This window comes from Desulfovibrio sp. X2 (assembly GCF_000422205.1).
In the GTDB taxonomy this organism is placed as follows: Bacteria; Desulfobacterota; Desulfovibrionia; order Desulfovibrionales; family Desulfovibrionaceae; genus Alkalidesulfovibrio.
This window is the reverse complement of the sequence record NZ_ATHV01000014.1, coordinates 95,223-114,669: the sequence shown is the minus strand read 5'-3', so window position 1 is coordinate 114,669 and position 19,447 is coordinate 95,223. Positions and strand designations below refer to the sequence as shown.

Below are 19,447 nucleotides of genomic sequence, written 5' to 3'. Positions count from 1 at the left end.
GCGGCGGCCGGCCAGGAGTCTTGTGATGGAGAAGACCGTTCTCACAGCGGAGGAACTGAAGACGCTGCCCACGAACGAGGTCTTCCGCCGCCTCGGCGCGGACCGGGGGGGACTCTCCGGCGAGGAGGCGGCGGCGCGGGCAGACATCTACGGGCCGAACGAGATAGCCGAGGAGCATGTAAGCTCGCTGCGCAAGTTCCTGGGCTACTTCTGGGGGCCCATCCCCTGGATGATCGAGGTCGCGGCCATCCTCTCCGCGGCCATAGGACGCTTCGAGGAGTGCGCCATCATCGGCGTGCTGCTCCTCTTGAACGCCGGGGTCGGCTTCTGGCAGGAGCACAAGGCGGACAACGCCATAGCCCTGCTCAGGCAGCGCCTGGCGCTCAAGGCGCGCGTGCTGCGCGACGAAAAATGGAGCCGCATCGCGGCCCGCGAACTGGTGCCCGGGGACCTCGTCCGCGTGCGCCTGGGCGACATCGTGCCCGCGGACCTGAAGATCGCCTCGGGCGGCCAGGCCGAGGCCCACGTCTCCGTGGACGAGTCGGCCCTGACCGGCGAGTCGCTGCCCGTGGACAAGGCCGCGGGCGACGTCCTCTTCTCGGGCTCCGTGCTGCGCCAGGGCGAGGTGGACGCCGTGGTCGCGGCCACGGGCATGGACACCTTCTTCGGCCGCACCGCTGGCCTCGTGGCCCAGGCCGCGCCGCGCAGCCACTTCCAGCGCGCGGTGGTCAAGATCGGCGACTACCTCATCGTCCTGGCGCTCCTGCTCGTGGCGGTCATCGTCCTGACGGCGCTCTTCCGCCACGAGAGCCCGGCCGAGACCGTGCAGTTCGCCCTCATCCTGGCCGTGGCCGCCATCCCGGCGGCCCTGCCCGCCGTGCTCTCCGTGACCATGGCCGTGGGCGCCTCGCGCCTGGCCGCCAAGGAGGCCATCGTCAGCCGCCTGACCGCCATCGAGGAGTTGGCGGGCATGGACGTGCTCTGCTCGGACAAGACCGGGACCATCACCGAGAACCGCCTGAGCGTGGGGGATGTGCGGCAGCTCGCCTCCGCCCCGGCCGCCGAGGTGCTGGCCGCGGGCGCCCTGGCCTCGCGCGCCGAGGACGCCGATCCCATCGACGACGCCGTGCTCAAGGCCGCCTCGGCCGACTCCGGGGCCTCCTCGATGCTCGCGGGGTTCACGCTCACCTCCTTTACGCCCTTCGACCCGGTGGCCAAGCGCACCGAGGCCGAGATGGAGGGGCCCAAGGGCCGCGTGCGCTTCGCCAAGGGAGCGCCGCAGGCCATCCTGGCCCTGGCGGACCTTTCGGGCGAGGAGAAGAAGACCATCGAGCAGCGCCTGGGCGAGGAGGTGGACGGCCTCGCGGGCCGCGGCTTCCGCGCCCTGGGCGTGGCCCGGGCGGACGGCGACGGGCCGTGGCGCTACCTCGGCCTGCTCGGCCTCTTCGATCCGCCGCGCGAGGACTCCGCGGCCACCATCAAGGCCGCGGGCGAGATCGGCGTGGCCGTGAAGATGGTCACCGGCGACCACGAGGCCATCGGCCGGGAGATCGCGCAGCAGGTGGGGCTCGGCCGGAACTTCCTGGTTCCGGAGCAGTTCCTCGACGCCAACGAGCACAAGGCGCTGCAGCTCGTGGAGGGCGCGGACGGCTTCGCCCAGGTCTATCCCGAGCACAAGTACCACATCGTGGAGCTTCTTGAGGACGCCGGGCACATCGTGGGCATGACCGGCGACGGCGTGAACGACGCCCCGGCGCTGAAGAAGGCCGACGCGGGCATCGCCGTGGCCGGGGCCACGGACGCCGCGCGCTCGGCCGCGGACATCGTGCTCACCCTGCCCGGACTCTCGGTGATCATCGACGCGGTCAAGGAGAGCCGCCAGATCTTCCAGCGCATGCAGAGCTACGCCATCTACCGCATCGCCGAGACCATCCGCGTGCTGCTCTTCATCACCCTGTCCATCCTGGCCTTCCGCTTCTATCCCGTGACCGCGGTGATGATCGTGCTCCTGGCCCTGTTCAACGACGCGCCCATCATGGCCATCGCCTACGACCGCGTGCGCTACTCGAATACCCCGGAGAAGTGGGACATGCGGGTGGTCCTGACCATGGCCACCTTCCTCGGGCTCCTCGGCGTGGTCTCGTCCTTCATGATCTTCTGGATCGGCAAGGACTACCTGGACCTGGGCATGGGCGTGCTGCAGACCTTCGTCTTCCTCAAGCTCGCCGTGGCAGGCCACCTGACCATCTTCGTGGCGCGCACGCGCGGCCCCTTCTGGAGCGTGCGGCCGAGCGGCATCCTGCTCTGGTCGGCCGTGGCGACCAAGCTGCTCGCGACCCTGGTCGCGGTCTACGGGCTCTACATCACGCCCATCGGCTGGAGGCTGGCGCTCTTCGTCTGGGGCTACGCCCTGGCGGCCTTCGTGGTCACGGACATGCTGAAGGTCCTGCTCTACCGCCTGGTGGACCACGGCGACCTGTGCTTCGCGCACAGCGCGGCCTGCCGGAGGCGCTAGGCCGTCGTCCGGCCCGGGCCCGAAGGGGAGCGGAGAAGGAGGGCCCCTCGGGGCCCTATTTTTTTTCCGGAGGGCGCTTCCAGCGCGGGGTGTCCGTGCGGAAGCGGTTCTTGAGCACGATCAGGGAGAAGAAGATGTAGGTCAGGTAGAGGGTGGTGAAGAAGTTCGTGGCCAGGTCGATGCTCATCTCCGCGCGGCCGGTGTTGACCAGGAAGATGCACAGGAAAGTGGCCTGGAACATGCCGAGCGTGGCCACGCCGAGCCAGAGCAGGAAGGTCGCGAGGGTCCGCATGGTGGCCTCGCGGCGTTCGGGCGCGAGCCAGTGGTCGCGGTTGGGCAGGACCTTCAGGTAGCGGTCCGGCAGCCGCTTCACGAACAGGCCGCAACCCAGGAAGTAGGCCCCGAAGCCGATGAGGATGAGGAAGTAGATGGCCGCGACCGCGGGCTTGCCCATGATCAGGCTGGCCTTGCCCGCCGCGGTCTGCTGCGTCACCACGCGGGCGGGCAGCTCGGGGAAAAAATGGAAGAACTGCCACAGCCCGAAGAGAATGAGGGCGGCGAAGACCGCCATTGCCAACCGTTTCGTCATGCGCGTCTCTAGCCTTGGGCAGGGGAGGGCGTCAACCTGGCCGCTGAAAAAGCACCGTCTGCCGCGTTGCCGCAAAAAGTCCGAACCCTCGCGTATGGAAGAATACGCTTCGGTCTCGGACTTTTCTGGCGCCTTGCATCCGGCGCTTTTTGAGCGGCCAGGCAGGAGGGAAAGCACCGTCCGCCGCGTTGCCGCAAAAAGTCCGAACCCTCCGTATGAGGAGGTACGCTTTAGGCCCGAATCTTGGGAGGGCGGCCTCCCGGTCTTGCTTCGCCTGCTTTGGACCGGTCCGGAGAGGGAGTTCGCCGTCGCGTCGCGCCTCCGCGCTTTTCGGTTGCCAGCAGCCCCCCTTTTCGGTGTACAATGTCTTCCCTGATTCCCAGTTCCCAAAGGAGGCTCATCATCATGGAACGCACCGGACTCGTGACCTTTCAGGGCAATCCCCTGACACTGCTTGGCAATCCCATCACCGCGGGCGATAAGGTCCCGGACGTCGCCGTTCTCGACAACACGCTGCAGGAACGCTCCCTCTCCGAATGGAAGGACAAGGTCGTGATCCTGATCAGCGTGCCTTCGTTGGATACGGACGTCTGTTCGCTCGAGGCCAAGCGCTTCAACGACGAGGCCAAGAAGCTCGACGACCAGGTCGCCATCCTGACCGTGAGCATGGACCTGCCCTTCGCCCAGAAGCGCTGGCAGGAGGCCGAGGGCGCGGGCGAGCTGAACATCTTCTCGGACCACCGCGACGCGGCCTTCGGAGAGGCCTTCGGCGTGCTGATCAAGGAGCTTCGGCTGCTCGCGCGGGCCGTCTTCGTCGTCGACCAGAAGGGTATGGTGACCTATGCCCAGATCGTGGACGAGGTGACCCACGAGCCCGACTACACGGGTGCCCTGGAAGCGGCGCGCAAGGCGCTGTAAAGGCGCTGAAGAGCCCGAAAGGGCGGAAGGACTCTAGGGGGCGGACGGTCCGCCCAGCCGCTGGCGCAGGAGAAGATGCGTCGTCTCCAGGCTCGAGCGCAGCAGGCGGACCTCGTCTCGGAGCACCGGCCAGGCGGCTTCGGCCGCCCGCCGGTGCAGCCTGAGCGCGATCTCGCGCACGAGGCTGGCCCCTATCCCGGCGGCCGCCAGCATGATCGTTCGCGCGGAATCCTTGACCGCCTCGCGGTCCTCGGCTTCGGCCGCCCGTTCGAGGGCTGCCACGCCGCCGTTGGCGTCCTGCGCGAAATCCTCCCACCGCGCGAGCACCTCGGCCGCGTCCCTGACCAGGCCCTTCTCGAGGCCGCGCTCGTCGAACACCGCGATCCCGTGCAGGGGCGTCGGCTCAGCGGAGCGCTGTCCGGGCAAGGCCTCGCGCGCGAGCAGGCCCGCCAGCGTGGAGGCGAGGCTCTGGGCGTCCAGGGGCTTTTGCAGGTGCGCGTCGAGCCCGGCGGCCAGGAAGCGCTCGCGGTCGTCCTTCATGGCGTAGGCGGTCATGCCCACGATGGGCAGGGCGGGATCCACGCCCGGCACCTCGCCCATGCGGATGGCCCGCGTGGCCGCGAGCCCGTCCATGCCGGGCATCTGGATGTCCATGAGCACCACGTCCACGGGGGTGTCGGCCAGGGTTTCGAGCGCCTCGCGCCCGTCCTCGGCCGTGAGCACCTGCACGCCAGCCTTGCCGAGGATGGCCGAGACCAGCAGGCGGCTGGTGGTGTTGTCCTCCACCACCAGCACCTTGGCCCTGGAAAGCCTCTTCGCGATCTCGGGCTCGAGGATCATGGGCGCTGCCATGATGCTGCGCGGCAGGGTCTTGAACAGGGCGGTGAAGGTGAAGGCGCTGCCCCGGCCCACGGAGCTGTTCACCGAGATCTCGCCGCCGAGCATCTCCACGAGGTGGCGCGACAGGGCGAGACCGAGCCCGGCCCCGCCGTGGCGGCGGGTCATGAAGTTCTCGGCCTGGGTGAAGCTCTGGAATACCATCTCCATCTGCTCGGCCGGGATGCCCGTGCCGCTGTCCTCCACCGTGAAGCGCACCAGGGCGCCGCGGCCCGTGATCTCGCCCAGGGCCGCGCACAGGCTGATCGTGCCCTTGTCCGTGAACTTGAGGCCGTTGCCCACGATGTGGAAGAGGACCTGCTTGAGCTTGCCGCTGTCGCCGAGCAGGGTGTCGGGCACCTCGTCGGCCACGCACCATTTGAGCTCCAGCCGCTTGCGCTCCGCCTGGCTCTGCAGGGTGCGCATGACGTCTTCAACCACCCTGCGCAGGCAGAAGGGCTCTTCCTCGAGCTCCATGCGGCCCGCCTCGATCTTGGAGAGGTCGAGCAGGTCGTTCAGGAGGCCGAGCAGGGAGTTGGCGGAATCCTTGATGATCCGCAGGAACTCCTCCTGCTCGCCCGAGACCGGGGTGTCCATGAGCAGGTGGGTCATGCCGATGATGCCGTTCATGGGCGTGCGGATCTCGTGGCTCATGTTGGCCAGGAAGGCCGATTTGGCCCGGCTGGCCGCCTCGGCCTGGGACTTGGCCGCGCGCAGCCGCCGCTCCATCTCGTGCTTGGAGAGGGCCACGGCGATGGTCGTGTGCAGCTCCCGCTCGTCGAAGGGCTTGACCAGGAAGCCGAAAGGCCGGCTGCGCTTGGCGCGATCCAGGGTGGCGTCGTCGGAATAGGCGGTCAGGAAGATGACCGGGATGTCGAAGAGGTCGGCGATCTGCACGGAGGCGTCCACGCCGTCCATGCCCTCGCCGAGGCGGATGTCCATGAGCACCAGGTCCGGGCGCGTCTCTCCGGCCTGGACCACGGCCTCCTCTCCCGAGGAGGCCAGCGCCGTGACCTCGTATCCCAGGCGTTCGAGCGTCCGGCCGATATCCATGGCGACGATGCGCTCGTCGTCTACGACCATGACGCGCCGGGGCTTCATGCGCTGGCAGCTCCTTTGCTTTTCCCAGAGAGGATGACTTTAATCCGCGCAGTATTGCTTAAGCCCGGCTCGCTGTCCAGGCGGGAAACACCTTAGTCCCGCGGATGGTAGAACGTCTTGGCCCAGGGCAGCAGGTCGCGGATGGCCTCTATGCGCTCGGCCGTGGGCGGGTGCGTGGAGAGGAAGACGGGCGGTTTCTTGCTCTTGTCCTCGTCCTTGGCCATGTGCTCCCAGAAGGTCAATGCGGCTGCGGGGTCGTAGCCCGCCTGGGCCATGAGCTCGAGCCCCACCTTGTCGGCCTCGCTCTCCTGGTCGCGCGAGAAGGGCAGGAGCACCCCCACGTTGGCCACCATGCCGTAGGACTGGGCGAAGACCTGGCCGCCCACGCTGCCCGAGCCGCCGAGCGCGAGCGAGCCCACCGTGCCCACGCCTTCCAGGGCCAGGGCCGTGCTCATGCGCTCGGCGCCGTGGCGCAGGAGCGCGTGGGCGATCTCGTGCCCCATGACCGTGGCCAGCTCCGCGTCGGTCGGGGCGTACTTGAGGATGCCGGTGTAGACGAAGACCTTCCCCCCGGGCAGGCAGAAGGCGTTGGCCTCGTCCTTGTCGATGACGTAGAATTCCCACTTGTAGTCCGGCCTGACCGAGACCTTGGCCAGGCGTTCGCCGATGCGCCTCACGCGTGCGTTTATCTCGGGGTCCTTGGAGACCTTCTCCGTCTTCAGCACCTGGGCGGCCGCCTGCTGCCCGAGCTGCAGCTCCTCCTGCTGGCTGACGAGCATGAACTGCGAGCGGTCCGTGTAGGGCGTGGTCGTGCAGTAGGTCAGCACGGCCGTTGCCAGGAGCAGGCCGAGAACGATCAGGAAACGTTTGCCGAATCGGGTCTTCATACCAAAAATATACGCCGCCGCGGTACCGCCGTCCAGTCCCGGCAGCCTCTCTTTGTCCCCTCGCGCCGTCCGGAGGTGCTGGACGAATGCGTCCGCGCGGCCTTGACGCGGCTGCCCATGCGGCCCACTATGCGGCCAGCGCAGGAGGGGCCATGAAGGGACTTTTCATCGAGGACATCCTGAAGCGGATGATGCACGTCGCCGACTGCCGCAACCAGGCCGAGCTGGCCTCGGTGCTCGGCGTGAAGCGCGCCGCGGTCACGGATGCCAAGCGCCGCGGAGCCGTGCCCGCGGACTGGTACCTGCGGCTGTGCCGCCTCTACGGGGCCAACCCCGTCTGGGTCGAGACCGGGCTCGGCAGCGAGCTTTTGGGGGATCCCGAAGGGGAGGAGGCGCCCGCGGGCTTCGTGCTCCTGCCTGCCGCCCCGGCCACGCCCCGCCTGGAGCCGCAGGGCCTTGCGGGCGGCGCGGAGGAGGGGCGCCTGGCCTTTTCCCGCGACTGGCTGGGAGAGGTCGCGCGCGGCGCGCCCGAGGAGCTGCGCCTGCTCGCCGTGGCCGGGGACGCCATGGCGCCCACGCTGCGCGACGGCGACACGGTCCTCGTGGACCAGGGGCAGCGCGAGATCGTCTACGGCAAGATCTACGCCCTGGCCATGGACGACGCCGTGGTCGTCAAGCGGCTGGACAAGAAGCCCGGCATGCTCGTGCTCGTCTCGGACAACCACGCCTACCCGCCGCTCGAGATCGACATGCGCGAGGCCGCCGAGGTCCGCGTGCTCGGCCGCGTGGTCTGGCTCTGCCGGGAAAATCCGTGAGCCTGCCGGGGGCCCCTGATGCCTCGCGCGAGGCCCCCGCGCGCCCGTCCGCGCACCAGCTTGGACATCCCTCCGCGCATCCGCCCGCATCCGCCTCGGTCGTCCGCGCCTGGTGCCTCTACGACTGGGCCAATTCCGCCTACATCCTGAGCGTGGCCACGGCCGTGCTGCCCGCCTGGTTCGCGACGGGCATCGTGGGACCCCAGGGCTACGCCCTCCTCGGCCTGCGCATGAGCGCCACCACGCTGTGGGGGCTGACCGTGGGGCTCTCGGCCCTGGCCGTGTTCCTGCTCGCGCCCGTGCTCGGCGCGGCCGCGGACCTCTCCGGCAGGTCCGGCACCTTCCTGCGCGTCTTCTGCCTCGCGGGCGCGGCCGCGGCCGTGGCGCTCGGCTTTCGCGGCCCGGGCGACGTGCTCTCCGTCATGCTCCTCTTCGCCGCGGCCCAGGCCGCCTTCAACTGCGCCAACGTCTTCTACGACTCCTACCTTCTGCGCGTGGCCGGGCCCGAGGACGCGGACCGCGTCTCCGGCCGGGGCTACGCCTACGGCTACGTGGGCGGGGGGCTGCACTTCCTGCTCGCGCTCGGGCTCATGACCCTGCACGAGCGCCTTGGCCTCACCCAGGGGCAGGCCGCGCGCCTGGCCATCGCCTCGGCCGGGGTGTGGTGGGCGCTCTTCGCCCTGCCCGCCTTCCGCGCGCTGCGCGACGTGCCCGCGAGGGCCACGGGCGGCCCGGCGGACTGGCTGCGCCAGGGGCTCACAGAGGCCCTGGAAACGGCCCGCTCGTTCACCCGGGGCGGCCCGGCCGCAACCTTTCTCCTGGCCTACCTGCTCTACAACGACGGCATCCAGACGACCATCGGCATGGCCACCATCTACGGCAAGGAGGAGTTGGGGCTGCCCACCTCGGTGCTCATGCTCACGCTGCTGCTCATCCAGGCCGTGGCCTTCGCCGGGGCCATCGGCTTCGCGCGGCTGGCCGGGCGCATCGGCACCCGACGCGCCATCCTGCTCTCGTTGCTGGTCTGGACCGGTGTGGCCGTATCGGCCTACGAGATCAGCGGGGCGATCCAGTTCGCGGCGCTCGGCGGGGTGGTGGGGCTCGTGCTCGGCGGCTCGCAGGCGCTCTCGCGCTCCTACTACGCCCGCCTCGTGCCGGGCGGGGCCACGGCGCGCCACTTCGGCTACTTCTCCGTGGTCACCAAGTTCTCGGCCATCGGCGGGCCGCTCGTCTTCGCCGTGCTGCGCCAGCTGACCGGCAGCTCGCGCCCCGCCATCCTGGCCGTGGCCTGCTTCTTCCTCGCGGGCATGGTGCTCCTCGCCCGCGTGCGCGAACCCGGCCCAGGCCGTTGAAAACGGCCCATCTGCCGCGTTGCTGCGAAAAGTTCAAACCCTCGCGTATCCGCAATACGCGTCGGGCTTGAACTTTTCTTGCGCCTTGCATCTGGACCGTTTTGAACGGCCTGGGGGGCGGGACCACGCGCCTCAATGGCTGTGGCGGCCTTCTTTGTACCGCCGATTTCCAGTGTCGCTGCCCGGCCAGACACCGTCGAAAACGTCCTCGGGGGCGGGACCACGCGCTTCAATGACTGTGGCGCACCTTGTGCCGTCGCCTCCTGGGCTAGACCGCCAGGCGTTGAAAACGGCCCATCCGCCGCGTTGCCGTGAAAAGTTCAGGCCCTCGCGTATCTGGAATGCGCGCCGGGCCTGAACTTTTTGAGCGCCTTGCATCTGGACCGTTTTGAACGGCCTGGGGGAAATGGCGGCACACTTCTCAGCGCCTGCTGCGCGTCGTGTGCCTCTGCCTCACGATGCTCCCCCCCAGACCGTTTGAACGGCCCGGGGGGGCGTGTTTTTCGATGGCGCGAGCGCCGTTCCCGATCCGCGCGGACTACACCGCCAGGCGCCGCTCGGCCTCCTCGGTCTCCCGGCGGTAGGCCGCCAGGTCGTCCACGGTGAGCACGCACATGCCGTGGCGTTCGGCGAAGTCCACGATCTCTGGCAGGCGGGCCATGGTGCCGTCCGGGTTGGTCAGCTCGCAGAGCACGCCGCAGGGCGTGAGCCCGGCCAGGCGCACGAGGTCCACCGTGGCCTCGGTGTGGCCGCGCCGCTCGAGCACGCCGCCCTCGCGGGCGCGCAGGGGGAAGACGTGGCCGGGGCTGCGCAGGTCTTCTGCCCGCGCGCCCTGTGCCGCCGCGGCGCGCACCGTGCGCACCCGGTCCGCGGCCGAGACGCCCGTGGTCACGCCCTCGGCCGCCTCGATGGACACGGTGAAGGCCGTGCCGTAGCGGCTCGAGTTCTCCCTGACCATCATGGGCAGGCCGAGCTCGCGCACCTTGTCCGGCGGCAGGCAGAGGCAGACGATGCCGCTGCATTCGCGGATGAGCATGGCCATCTGTTCCTCGGTCAGAGACTCGGCCGCGAAGATGAGGTCGCCCTCGTTCTCGCGGTCCTCGTCGTCCGTGACCAGCACGCCCTGGCCGCGGCGCAGGGCCGCCAGAGCGCGCGAGACCCGCTCGCGCGGGGTGCCGAAACGTGCAAGAAGGGACTGATTCATGGCAGATCTCCATTTGCGATAATGGGTTACCAGAATCAGGGCATGAGAGGGGACGGCCGCCCCGGACGTTTCCGCAGACGACGGAACGCAACGGGCGGCCGCGCGGACTGGAACCGTCCGCAACGGGTCACACGACTGCCGTATCCTCTTCCATCCGGACTGTGACCGTCGGCCCTGGCCTCGCACCAGGTCTGCTGACCTTCCGCCGCATGGCGGAAGCGCTCGCGGGCTCCCCGGCTCGCGCCGGGATACCGCCGGTGGGGAATTCCACCCCGCCCTGAGTACAGCGACCCAAGAGTGGCCCGCGAGAGGGGGATCTGTCAAGCCGCCGCCGGGAAGGGCGCGGCGCGTGCGCGAGAGGGAAGGGGAGAGACGGCGGGCGTCGCGCTAGTTGCGCGCGCCTTCCATCTCCTTGAGCTTCTTGGACAGCTCCACGATGGTCCGGGCGTAGGTCTCGTCGTGGTTGTAGTGGTAGATGACGCGCTCCTGGCGCTCCTCGGTGAGGCCGGGCTTCCAGCCGTGGAAGGCCAGGTAGTTGGCGATGGAGGGCAGGGCGTCCGCCGGGTCGAAGAGGTCCACCACGCCGTCGTTGTTGCCGTCCACGCCGAAGCGCACCGCGTTGCTCGGCATGAACTGGCACAGTCCGATGGCCCCGTACGGCGAGCTCCTGATGTTCAGCGGGTCCTGGCCGCTGGCCATGGCGTACTCGATGAAGGCCACGAGCTCCTCGTAGGCCCAGTCCGCCTTCTGACGCGTGCGCCGCACGAGCCACTGCTGCAGCTGCGGCGAGAGCGAGTTCATGGGCATGTAGGCCTGCACGAGCAGGAAGTCGTCGCACAGCGCCATGGAGGCCAGGGAGACGAAGGCGTTGCCGTTGCCCAGATAGGAGCCGAGCCGCGTCTCCACGAGCATGATGGCCACCACCACCTCGCGCGACACGCCGCGCTCCTGCTCCACCTTGTCGAGCGTCGCCCTGTTGTCGTCCATGAAGCGCAGCGCGTCCGCGAGCAGCGCGGGCTGCAGGTAGCGCTCGTAGACGCGGGGCGCGGACGGCGCCTCCTTGGAAGGGGGCGTCGCGGGCGCTGTCTTGCTGCGCAAAAGCGCGATCATCTTGCGGGACATGACCCGGGGCTGGAAGGTGATCTCGGGCCGGGAGAAGAGCTTGTCCAGGTAGTCGCGCGGCAGTCCGTCCTCGGCCAGGCGGTCGATGAGGGGCTGCCACAGGGGACTCGGCTCCTCGGCGGCGACGCTCGGGCGGGGCAGGAGGCAAAGGGCCGCGCACAGGGCGGCGAGAATGCAGAGATGTCTCACGTGGTTCGGGCGCATGGGAAACCCGGCCGCGCATTTCGCGTCGGCCGAGGAGAGCCTAGCAGGGCGCGGCGTTTTCTGTCCATCCCTAAGCACCATGAGGGGTCAGCACCGGTCCACGGAGATATAGGCCAGCCGCTCCTCCATCTCGTCGTCGATGAGGTCGGCGTGGCCGCGAAGATCGAACGTGGCGCCGCACGACGTGCAGCGCAGCGCGACCTCTCGTCAGCGGCGGCAGGGGGTGAGGCGGCCGCCGCAGGCGGGGCAGAAGCCCGGCCGCCTGGGCTGCGTTCCGGTCGGCGGAAAAGGGGAATTCTCGGCGGTCATCGCGTCTCCAAAAAAGCGGGAATCGTCTCGGAGGGCCGACTATGCCCCATGCCCCACCCGCGGCGCAAGCCCGCGGACTTGAAATCGGCGGGGGTTCAGGTACATATCGGGAATGCTGATCGAGCTGCCGGACTGGACCCCGGTCGACCCGCCGGGAACGCCTGAGCCCTTCGTGCCCATGTTCGAAGCGCTGAGCAGGCATTTCGACCAGGTGCGCGCGGCCGCGCGCGCCCGGGCGGACGCCGAGTTCGCCCTGAGCTGGGGGCCCATCTCCTCGCAGACCATCGACGCCACGGTCTTCGACACCACCGGCCTGATCGTGGACGAGAGCCTATGAGCGAGGAACAGCGCCTTCTGCACGAGATACTCGCCCTGCAGCGCGAGATGGCCGAGGAGATCAGGAAGATCCGCAGCGACCTCGCCCGGGCCCAGGCCGCCCCGTGCGCCCCGGCGGCGCATGGCCAGGCCGATCCGGCCGACGGCATCAAGGCCCTGGCCCGGCGCATCGGCGAGCAGAACCTGCGCGTCGAGGCGGCCGCCCGGTCCGGCAGGACCCAAAACCGGCGCAAGCCCTGAGCGCCCAAGGACAAGGAACCGAAATGGCCCTCTTCGGCGGCAGGAAAAAGCCCACGGACGGCGACGACGAGCAGCGCTACGAGGCCGCCCGCCAATCCTATTTCAACGGCCGCATCAAGATCGTCACCACCGAGCGTGTCGAGGGCCGCGACATCAAATGGGTCTTCGGGCTCGTCGCCTCGCGCTCGTTCTCGGCCGACACGGCCTTCTACGGCCTCATCAACTCCGCCCTCGAGGCCGGTGCCGACGCCATCGTGGGGTATCGCGAATCCGTCGCCTTCCACCCCGAGGGCGAGCGCCACTACACCTGCTACGGCACCGCCGTCTTCCTCGAGCCCGTGAAGAAGGCCACCGGCAAGATCGCCTGATCTCGCCATCTTCCGCCATATCCCGCCATATCCCGTCGGCCGCGCGCCGCGCCTGCCCGTCGCCAGCGATTCCGGCGGGCAGGAGGGGATAGCCCCCTGCCGTCCTCCGTCCTCTCCTTAGCCTTCCCCCGCGAGGAGGGCTTCCTAGCCGACGAAGTGCGCCCACAGGGCGGACAGGGGCATGACCAGGATGAGCGCCGGGATCATGTTCGCCACAGGGAACTGCTTGATGCCGCAGATGCGGAAGCCCGTGGCCAGCATGATCAGGCCGCCGCAGGCCGAGAAGTCGGCCATGATGTCCGGCGTGGTCAGCGGCAGGATGAGCGCGGCGCACAGATAGAGCGTGGCCTGCACCGCGAGCTGCGGAATGACCAGGATGCCCACGGTGTAGCCGAGGATCGAGGCGAAGATCGGGGCGGTGAAGAAGTCCAGGATGGACTTCACGATGAGCAGGGTGGGGTCGCCGGTCATGCCCTCGTTCATGGAGCCGTACACGCCCATGCCGCTGACGCAGAAGAGCACCATCACGGCCACGAACTTGTCCAGGAACTCCTCCTGGCTCAGGTCGCCGCTTGGCGTCGCGATCTTCTCGATGAGGCCGCGGGCGCTGCCTGCGGCCTTCTGGATGCCGGTCTCCAGCCGGACGAGCTCGCCGAGCAGCGTGCCCACGACCAGGGCCAGGACGACCGGCGCGAGGAACTTGACCTTGACCACCATGGCCACGCCGATGCCCATGGAGGCGCAGCCGAAGACCATGGGCATGTGGTTGCGCAGGTTCTTGTCGAGCCTGGGGCCGAGAAAGGCGCCCGCGAGGCTGCCGAGGAGCAGCGCCCCTCCGTTGACGAAAGGACCGATCATGATTTCTTCCTTGTGATTGTGCGAACTGTTTTTTGAAGAAAAATTCAGCTTTCAAGGGCCGCACTCCGCTGCTCCGGACCGCCCGAGGGGCATGCCCGGGCCTGCGGGCACGGAGACGCGCGCGCAATGCGCTCAGTCGTCGCAGGTGAACCCGAAATCTATGGGCGCCGAGGTGTAGAAGACGCGCAGCCTGTTCTCGCGCAGCCTGGCGAACAGCCGCTCCGACTCCCCGGGGCTGACGGCCATGGTCACCTGCTGCGGCTGGTCCTCCAGGTCGAAGTACCCGGCCGAATGGAAGCGGCCGTCGTGGCCGAAGCCCTCGGTCGCAAAGAGCAGCGTCGCCCCCCTGATCCCGAGGCGCCTGGCCTCCTCCACGATCCAGTCCGCCAGCGACATGCCGTCGTGCGTCCTGCTCTGCTGCGTGTAGAACGTGAGAAGATATCCTTTCATGCGAACCATCCTTTGCTGTTTCGCGGGCGATTGCCGGATTGCCGCCTCGTGAGGGGCCGAACGCCGCATGCGGCCGCACCCCGTCCCTCGGGGTGCGGCGAAGCCTCCCGGGCCGGGCACGAAAGCGGCCGCGAGCGTGCGGGCCCTCTCTGTCTGGTGTCGGGTCGGATCGGATGCGGTCGGATCGCGCCGCGGCCGGGCAGGGGCCTCCCGAAGGGGAAGCGCGGCGCGCCCGGCGCTGAACGATGTTTACGAGCCTCCCGGAGGCCGGTCAAGTGGCCTCGGCCCGCCCTGGCCGAGCCCCTGTCCCGTCGCTTCCGTCCGCGTGATTTCCGGCCGGGCGTGTACACGGCCCGCGCATCCTGCTATGCAGGAACCCTCTCCCTGTGCAGGGCGCCCGGCCGGGGGCGTGCCCGCATGCGGGGCCCCACGGGCCGCCCGAAAACGCTCCGGCAGCGAGGACGCCATGAGCACGCGACGCATCGCCACGGTCTACAAGAGCCGCCCCACGGTGGAGGGCGCGGGCGTGCACCTGAAGAGGGCCTTCGGCTACTCCCAGGTGCCCCGCTTCGACCCCTTCCTGATGCTGGACGACTTCCACACCGGCAATCCGGCCGAATACCTGCCGGGCTTCCCCTGGCACCCGCACCGGGGCATCGAGACCATCACCTACGTGCTCGAGGGGCGGGTGGAGCACGGCGACAGCATGGGCAACAGCGGGGTCATCGGCCCCGGCGACGTGCAGTGGATGACCGCGGGGAGCGGCATCATCCACCAGGAGATGCCCAAGGAGACGCAAAGCGGCATGCTCTGGGGCTTCCAGTTCTGGGCCAACCTGCCCGCCGGGCGGAAGATGATGGAGCCCCGCTACCGCGACGTGCGCGCCGCGACCATCCCCGAGGCGGAGCTCGACTCCGGGGCGCGGGTCAAGGTGGTCTGCGGCAAGGTGGGCGACGTCATGGGCCCGGTGCGCGACATCGTCATCGACCCGGAGCTCCTGGACGTCTCGGTCCCGGCCGGGGCCGTCTTCCGCCATCCGGTCAAGGAGGGGCACACGGCCATCGCCTACGTTCTCTCCGGCCACGGCTACTTCGACGAGCGGCGCGACGCCTTCGACTACGAGATGGTGGGTTCGGGCTGGCTCGACGTGGACAGGGAGTGCCGCTGCGGCCCGGAGACCACGGTGCTCTACGCGCACGCGGGCGATGAGGTGGAGGTCACGGCCCTGGACAGGCCGCTGCGCTTCGTCTTCATCAGCGGCAAGCCGCTCGGCGAGCCCGTCGCCTGGTACGGCCCCATCGTCATGAACACCCAGGACGAGCTGCGCGTGGCCTTCGAGGAATACGCCAAGGGCACCTTCGTCAAGCACCCCGGGCACCCCGGGAAGTGAGCGCCCAGGCCGGGGCAGGGGGGCGGCCCGGCCGTTCCCCCGCCGCCTGCGGCCGCCGCGTTCCGGGGGCTCAGCCCATGCCGTGCTTCCAGCCCACGGCCACCATCCACCAGTTCATGGGGTAGGTGACGATGGCGCCCACGAACAGGCCCAGGGAGGCGAAGCCCCAGAAGGCCGCCTCGTCCGGCAGCGGCCTGTGGCCGACCACGGTCGGGGTCACGAAGCGCATCACGAGCCCCATGCCGAGCATGACCGTGAGCATGGAGAAGAACTCCGCCCGGCCGCCCTTCCACAGGGACTCGAGGGGCGGGTGGCCCATCTTGCGCATGGACAGGTACTGGAAGACGAACCAGCCGAAGACGAAGCCCACCGCGTATTCGAACCAGAACTCGTGCCAGAAGCTGAAGCCCGCGAGCCGGGCCACGACCATGGCCGTCACGACCCCGAGCCCGTCGCCGCCCACGCAGTGGATGACCGAGCCCGTGACCCGCTTCCAGGTCACGGAGACGTAGGCGTGGTGGATCTCGTCGGCCTCCTCGCCGCGCAGGGAGGCGATGCCCGGCGGGCGGCAGCTGGCCAGGTAGAGGCCGAGGCCGATGATCGAGAAGAAGGTGACGATGATGGGCCAGCCTGCCTTCAGGGCGGGCATGACGTGCGTGTTCACCCTGAGCACGTCGTAGGTCACCCAGACGGCGGCCAGCAGGCCGAAGCCGTACCAGACGATGACGAAGGCCGGGTTTGCGAGGAAGGCGAGATGGGACATGGCGTGCTCCTTCGAAGCCGCCCGGACCGGGAGGGGGCCGGACCGGAAGTTCACGGACGGGATTTTGCCGAACTGCGATCGTAGCACACCCGGGAGGCTCGGGGCAACGCAGGGCGCGACGGAGCGGGAAGGTGCGACGGAGAGGGAGGCGCGAACAGCGCGCCCGAAGGTCAGAACACGAAGGGCAGGAGCGCGGGCACGCGCTCGGCGTACGCGGCGTAGGCGTCGCCGAAGACCTCCCGCATGAAGACTTCCTCGAGACGGATCTTGTGCAGGAATCCCGCGGCCGCGATGGCCACGGCCAGCAGGCCGCGGAATTCGCCGAGCGCCAGGGCCGTGCCCGCGAGGGCGAGCAGCAGGCCGCTGTAGATGGGGTGGCGGACCAGGGCGTAGGGGCCTGTCGTGACCAGCTCGTGCCCCTGCTTGACGCTCACGGCGCCGCTCCAGTTCCTGCCCAGGACGCGCCGCGCCCAGATGCAGAAGAGCAGGCCCGCCGAGGTCAGCACCGCGCCAGCCGGGAACACCCACGCGGCGCGTGGGACGAAACGCGCCGCGAGGCCCGAGAGAAAGGAGGAGGGGAGGCAGAGCAGGAGCGCCGCAGCCCAGATCGGTCCGAGGCCGAGAAGGCGTGAGGACAGCGACTCGCGCCACGCGTCGGCCTTGGCCGTGCGCGCCGACCTGCGCCAGTAGATGGCCCAGCAGAGCCAGGGGATGAGGATGAAGTGGCTGCGGTCGAGGGTGGGCATGCGCGGTTCTCCGGAAAACGGTGTCACAGGGACAGAATGATCGGAGACATAGCGGAATATCCCGCGCCCCGTCCACCACCCCGGGCAGGCGATCGGTTCGCGGCGCAAAGAAGACGGGCGGCCCGGGTTTCCCCGGACCGCCCGTGCGGCATGAGCTTGCGGATAGGTGGCCTATCAGGCCTTGGAGACGGTGACGAAGTGCTCCTGCATGCAGATGTAGCCGCCTTCCTTGGACCAGTTCTCGAGGCCTCCGGGCATGAGCGCGTTGTCCGCGACGCCCTTGCCGTAGGCCCGGGACTCGGGCGGCAGCTTGTGGCCGAAGCCGTGGATCATGAAAGCGGCCTCGGGGTGCACGTACTCGGTGACGAAGGCCTTCATGACGCCGCTCTCGGAGCCGCCGCCGATCTTGACCTTGTCGCCGCTGGAAACGCCCATCTCGGCCGCGACCTTGTCGTTCAGCCAGAGGACGTTCTCGGGCATCTGCTCGTTCAGGAGCTTGTTGTTCACGGTGTGGCCCTGGGTGTGCAGGCCGCAGCGTCCGAAGATGATGCGGAAGCTGCCCGCGGGCGGCTTGGCCGGCGACTCGTAGGGACGCAGGCAGGACATGCCCTGGTCCTCCCACTTGGGATGGATGATCTCGATCTTGCCCGAGGGGGTGGGGAACTTGAACTCGGTCATGTCCTTGTAGAGGGGCTTGGCGCAGAGCTCGACGAAGCCCTTCTCCGCGAAGTCGGCCACGGTCTTGCCCGTGCCCTCGAGCTGGTAGTTCCACATGGCCTCGGCGTTCTCGAAGGCCAGTTCCTTGACTCCCATGGCCTTGGCGATGCCGGTGAGGATCTCCCAGTCGGCCTTGGTGTCGTAGCGCGGCTGCAGGGCCCGCTGGCGCACGAAGAACTGGGGCTTGAGCCCGCCCTTCTGGGCGATGGGCGACTCGCGCTCGAGGTAGGGCGACATGGGCAGGACCACGTCCGAATGCCAGGCCGTGTCGGACCAGGAGAAGGTCACGGAGACCAACAGGTCCAGGTTCTCCCACTTCTTCTTCAGGGCATCGGGATCGGGGTAGGCCATGAGCGGGTCGTGGCGGTGGCAGATGTAGGCGCGCACCGGGTAGGGATCACCCGAGACGGCCGCGTCGTAGGCCAGGTTGACCAGGCCCGGACCGGCGTCGATGTGCGGGTACTTCCAGCCCGCGCCGTCGGCGCGCTTGGCCTCCGGCTTGGGGAAGAGGTCCACGAACTTCTTGATGCCCTTGGCGCCCACGTCGCCGGGCTTGTTGGAGACGGGCAGGCCGCCCTTGGCGCCGATGGCGCCGAGCAGGGCGTTGATGATGTACGCCGTGCGGGAGACGAAGAAGGAGTCCTTGTAGCGGGCGGTCATCCAGCCCGGGTGCCAGATCACGGACGGCGCGGCCTCGGCCAGCTGCGCGGCGAAATCCTCGATGGCCTTGGCCGAGACGCCGCATTCCTCCGCCGCCCACTTGGGCGTGTAGGGGCCGATGAAGGTGCGCAGGGCGTCGAAGCCGTTGACGTACTTGGAGACGTACTCCTTGTCGTACTTGCCGGAGTGGATGAGGGCGTGGATCACGCCGAGGTTGAAGGCGTAGTCGGTGCCCGGACGGATCATGAAGAAGTTGTCGGCCTTGCCCGCGCTGACCGTGGCGCGCACGTCGATGACCGTCAGCTTGCAGCCGGCGTCCAGCGCGTCGAGCACGGAGTTGACCTCGGAGACGTTGATCGCCTCGAAGATGTTGCGGGTCTGCAGCACGATGTGCTTGGCGTTCTTGAAGTCGTAGACCACGTCCTTGCGGCCCATGCCGAGGACGGACTTGGCCGCGTGCTGCACGCCGCGGGCGCAGGCGGAGTCGTGGTTGTGGTAGTTGGGCGAGCCCAGGCCGCGCACGAAGGCCTGGTGCAGGTCCACGAAGGGGCCGCCGCGGTCGGAGAAGATGACCGACTCCTTGCCGTGCTTCTCCTGGATGGCCGTGAGCTTCTCGGCCACGTAGGCGAACGCCTCGTCCCAGCTGACGCGGCGCCAGCGGCCTTCGCCGCGCTCGCCTTCACGGATCATGGGGTACTGGGGGCGCTCGTCGTCCTGGGTCAGGGCGTAGCCCGCGGCGCCGCGGGCGCACAGGGCGCCCTTGAGACCGCTCTTGGAGTTGCCCTGGATGAAGAGCACCTCGTTGTCGGCCACGTCCACCTCAATGGGGCAGCGCACAGTGCACATGCCGCACACGCTGAAGACCTTCTGCTTTGCCATCTGGTCCCTCCGAAAGTGCTGAAGAACGCCCCCGCGCCTCGGTACAGGGGCTGAATTTGATCCGAAAGTAGGCTGGACGTAGCAGGACTTTTTCGAAGTAGGCAAGAAAGACTCGCCCTTGTGAAAAAACACGCGTTGTGCAGGAGAA

General features: G+C 68.8%; 19 protein-coding genes and 1 riboswitch. Of the genes, 8 read left to right on the top strand and 11 right to left on the bottom strand.

Translation table 11 applies throughout. The features are described 5' to 3' along the window. Positions 1–25: 25 nt before the first annotated feature. The gene (locus DSX2_RS05375; RefSeq protein ID WP_020880141.1) at positions 26–2,515 is read left to right on the top strand and encodes a plasma-membrane proton-efflux P-type ATPase; all 2,490 of its coding nucleotides are present in this window, start codon (positions 26–28) and stop codon (positions 2,513–2,515) included. Positions 2,516–2,570: 55 nt separating this feature from the next. On the opposite strand, the gene DSX2_RS05370 is transcribed toward DSX2_RS05375, so the two are convergent. Beyond that, positions 2,571–3,104 (bottom strand): hypothetical protein, encoded by a 534-nt coding sequence (locus DSX2_RS05370; protein ID WP_020880140.1) that lies wholly within the window; start codon positions 3,102–3,104, stop codon positions 2,571–2,573. Positions 3,105–3,509: 405 nt separating this feature from the next. Between DSX2_RS05370 and tpx the strand changes: the two genes are divergently transcribed. Beyond that, on the top strand, positions 3,510–4,022 hold the full coding sequence (gene tpx / locus DSX2_RS05365) for a thiol peroxidase (RefSeq protein ID WP_020880139.1): 513 nt from the start codon (positions 3,510–3,512) through the stop codon (positions 4,020–4,022). A 33-nt stretch (positions 4,023–4,055) separates the two neighbouring features. On the opposite strand, the gene DSX2_RS05360 is transcribed toward tpx, so the two are convergent. Together DSX2_RS05360 and DSX2_RS05355 are read right to left on the bottom strand one after the other, a co-directional pair. Beyond that, a complete protein-coding gene (locus DSX2_RS05360; RefSeq protein ID WP_020880138.1) occupies positions 4,056–5,999 on the bottom strand; it encodes a hybrid sensor histidine kinase/response regulator in 1,944 nt (647 codons plus the stop codon). Positions 6,000–6,091: 92 nt separating this feature from the next. Further along, on the bottom strand, positions 6,092–6,886 hold the full coding sequence (locus DSX2_RS05355) for a M48 family metallopeptidase (RefSeq protein WP_020880137.1): 795 nt from the start codon (positions 6,884–6,886) through the stop codon (positions 6,092–6,094). Positions 6,887–7,038: 152 nt separating this feature from the next. On the opposite strand from DSX2_RS05355, the gene DSX2_RS05350 reads away from it, so the two are divergent. Further along, the gene (locus DSX2_RS05350; RefSeq protein ID WP_020880136.1) at positions 7,039–7,701 is read left to right on the top strand and encodes a S24 family peptidase; all 663 of its coding nucleotides are present in this window, start codon (positions 7,039–7,041) and stop codon (positions 7,699–7,701) included. Then, on the top strand, positions 7,698–9,053 hold the full coding sequence (locus DSX2_RS05345; RefSeq protein ID WP_020880135.1) for an MFS transporter: 1,356 nt from the start codon (positions 7,698–7,700) through the stop codon (positions 9,051–9,053). The genes DSX2_RS05350 and DSX2_RS05345 overlap by 4 nt, the downstream gene beginning before the upstream one ends. 538 nt (positions 9,054–9,591) lie before the next feature. On the opposite strand, the gene ribB is transcribed toward DSX2_RS05345, so the two are convergent. The 3 genes from ribB to DSX2_RS18930 all read right to left on the bottom strand — a co-directional run bounded on the left by ribB (position 9,592) and on the right by DSX2_RS18930 (position 11,778). After that, positions 9,592–10,257, bottom strand: a complete 666-nt coding sequence (gene ribB, locus DSX2_RS05340; RefSeq protein WP_020880134.1) for a 3,4-dihydroxy-2-butanone-4-phosphate synthase — start codon at positions 10,255–10,257, stop codon at positions 9,592–9,594. Positions 10,258–10,395: 138 nt separating this feature from the next. Beyond that, a riboswitch (FMN riboswitch) is annotated at positions 10,396–10,546 on the bottom strand. Positions 10,547–10,644: 98 nt separating this feature from the next. Beyond that, positions 10,645–11,568, bottom strand: coding sequence for a lytic murein transglycosylase (locus tag DSX2_RS05335; RefSeq protein ID WP_236615085.1), 924 nt, complete (start codon positions 11,566–11,568; stop codon positions 10,645–10,647). Between the two features lie 102 nt (positions 11,569–11,670). After that, positions 11,671–11,778: a dual CXXC motif small (seleno)protein gene (locus tag DSX2_RS18930; RefSeq protein WP_369095331.1), complete on the bottom strand. Its 108-nt coding sequence runs from the start codon at positions 11,776–11,778 to the stop codon at positions 11,671–11,673. A 226-nt stretch (positions 11,779–12,004) separates the two neighbouring features. Between DSX2_RS18930 and DSX2_RS05330 the strand changes: the two genes are divergently transcribed. Genes DSX2_RS05330 through DSX2_RS05320 form a run of 3 tightly spaced genes read left to right on the top strand, consistent with a single transcriptional unit; the run spans position 12,005 to position 12,836 of the window. Then, positions 12,005–12,229, top strand: a complete 225-nt coding sequence (locus tag DSX2_RS05330) for a hypothetical protein (protein WP_020880132.1) — start codon at positions 12,005–12,007, stop codon at positions 12,227–12,229. Then, a complete protein-coding gene (locus DSX2_RS05325; RefSeq protein ID WP_020880131.1) occupies positions 12,226–12,468 on the top strand; it encodes a hypothetical protein in 243 nt (80 codons plus the stop codon). The genes DSX2_RS05330 and DSX2_RS05325 overlap by 4 nt, the downstream gene beginning before the upstream one ends. A gap of 23 nt (positions 12,469–12,491) precedes the next feature. After that, the gene (locus DSX2_RS05320) at positions 12,492–12,836 is read left to right on the top strand and encodes a hypothetical protein (protein WP_020880130.1); all 345 of its coding nucleotides are present in this window, start codon (positions 12,492–12,494) and stop codon (positions 12,834–12,836) included. A 144-nt stretch (positions 12,837–12,980) separates the two neighbouring features. Here DSX2_RS05320 and DSX2_RS05315 read toward each other — a convergent pair whose 3' ends face one another. Together DSX2_RS05315 and DSX2_RS05310 are read right to left on the bottom strand one after the other, a co-directional pair. After that, positions 12,981–13,694: a DUF554 domain-containing protein gene (locus tag DSX2_RS05315; RefSeq protein WP_020880129.1), complete on the bottom strand. Its 714-nt coding sequence runs from the start codon at positions 13,692–13,694 to the stop codon at positions 12,981–12,983. Between the two features lie 132 nt (positions 13,695–13,826). Beyond that, positions 13,827–14,144 (bottom strand): DUF190 domain-containing protein, encoded by a 318-nt coding sequence (locus DSX2_RS05310; RefSeq protein WP_020880128.1) that lies wholly within the window; start codon positions 14,142–14,144, stop codon positions 13,827–13,829. 466 nt (positions 14,145–14,610) lie between these two features. On the opposite strand from DSX2_RS05310, the gene DSX2_RS05305 reads away from it, so the two are divergent. Continuing rightward, the gene (locus tag DSX2_RS05305; RefSeq protein ID WP_020880127.1) at positions 14,611–15,534 is read left to right on the top strand and encodes a pirin family protein; all 924 of its coding nucleotides are present in this window, start codon (positions 14,611–14,613) and stop codon (positions 15,532–15,534) included. A 70-nt stretch (positions 15,535–15,604) separates the two neighbouring features. On the opposite strand, the gene DSX2_RS05300 is transcribed toward DSX2_RS05305, so the two are convergent. The 3 genes from DSX2_RS05300 to DSX2_RS05290 form a co-directional block, all read right to left on the bottom strand. Next, positions 15,605–16,297, bottom strand: a complete 693-nt coding sequence (locus DSX2_RS05300) for a DUF4396 domain-containing protein (protein WP_020880126.1) — start codon at positions 16,295–16,297, stop codon at positions 15,605–15,607. A gap of 170 nt (positions 16,298–16,467) precedes the next feature. Further along, a complete protein-coding gene (locus DSX2_RS05295) occupies positions 16,468–17,043 on the bottom strand; it encodes an isoprenylcysteine carboxylmethyltransferase family protein (protein WP_020880125.1) in 576 nt (191 codons plus the stop codon). A gap of 174 nt (positions 17,044–17,217) precedes the next feature. Beyond that, positions 17,218–19,299: a molybdopterin-dependent oxidoreductase gene (locus tag DSX2_RS05290; protein WP_020880124.1), complete on the bottom strand. Its 2,082-nt coding sequence runs from the start codon at positions 19,297–19,299 to the stop codon at positions 17,218–17,220. Between the last annotated feature and the right edge of the window lie 148 nt (positions 19,300–19,447).

What these genes read in the sequence shown, in the direction of transcription:
- DSX2_RS05375 (WP_020880141.1), top strand. Translation starts at nt 26, where the DNA reads ATGGAGAAGACCGTTCTCACAGCGGAGGAACTGAAGACGCTGCCCACG.
- DSX2_RS05370 (WP_020880140.1), bottom strand. Translation starts at nt 3,104, where the DNA reads ATGACGAAACGGTTGGCAATGGCGGTCTTCGCCGCCCTCATTCTCTTC.
- tpx (WP_020880139.1), top strand. Translation starts at nt 3,510, where the DNA reads ATGGAACGCACCGGACTCGTGACCTTTCAGGGCAATCCCCTGACACTG.
- DSX2_RS05360 (WP_020880138.1), bottom strand. Translation starts at nt 5,999, where the DNA reads ATGAAGCCCCGGCGCGTCATGGTCGTAGACGACGAGCGCATCGTCGCC.
- DSX2_RS05355 (WP_020880137.1), bottom strand. Translation starts at nt 6,886, where the DNA reads ATGAAGACCCGATTCGGCAAACGTTTCCTGATCGTTCTCGGCCTGCTC.
- DSX2_RS05350 (WP_020880136.1), top strand. Translation starts at nt 7,039, where the DNA reads ATGAAGGGACTTTTCATCGAGGACATCCTGAAGCGGATGATGCACGTC.
- ribB (WP_020880134.1), bottom strand. Translation starts at nt 10,257, where the DNA reads ATGAATCAGTCCCTTCTTGCACGTTTCGGCACCCCGCGCGAGCGGGTC.
- DSX2_RS05330 (WP_020880132.1), top strand. Translation starts at nt 12,005, where the DNA reads ATGCTGATCGAGCTGCCGGACTGGACCCCGGTCGACCCGCCGGGAACG.
- DSX2_RS05325 (WP_020880131.1), top strand. Translation starts at nt 12,226, where the DNA reads ATGAGCGAGGAACAGCGCCTTCTGCACGAGATACTCGCCCTGCAGCGC.
- DSX2_RS05320 (WP_020880130.1), top strand. Translation starts at nt 12,492, where the DNA reads ATGGCCCTCTTCGGCGGCAGGAAAAAGCCCACGGACGGCGACGACGAG.
- DSX2_RS05315 (WP_020880129.1), bottom strand. Translation starts at nt 13,694, where the DNA reads ATGATCGGTCCTTTCGTCAACGGAGGGGCGCTGCTCCTCGGCAGCCTC.
- DSX2_RS05310 (WP_020880128.1), bottom strand. Translation starts at nt 14,144, where the DNA reads ATGAAAGGATATCTTCTCACGTTCTACACGCAGCAGAGCAGGACGCAC.
- DSX2_RS05305 (WP_020880127.1), top strand. Translation starts at nt 14,611, where the DNA reads ATGAGCACGCGACGCATCGCCACGGTCTACAAGAGCCGCCCCACGGTG.
- DSX2_RS05300 (WP_020880126.1), bottom strand. Translation starts at nt 16,297, where the DNA reads ATGTCCCATCTCGCCTTCCTCGCAAACCCGGCCTTCGTCATCGTCTGG.
- DSX2_RS05295 (WP_020880125.1), bottom strand. Translation starts at nt 17,043, where the DNA reads ATGCCCACCCTCGACCGCAGCCACTTCATCCTCATCCCCTGGCTCTGC.
- DSX2_RS05290 (WP_020880124.1), bottom strand. Translation starts at nt 19,299, where the DNA reads ATGGCAAAGCAGAAGGTCTTCAGCGTGTGCGGCATGTGCACTGTGCGC.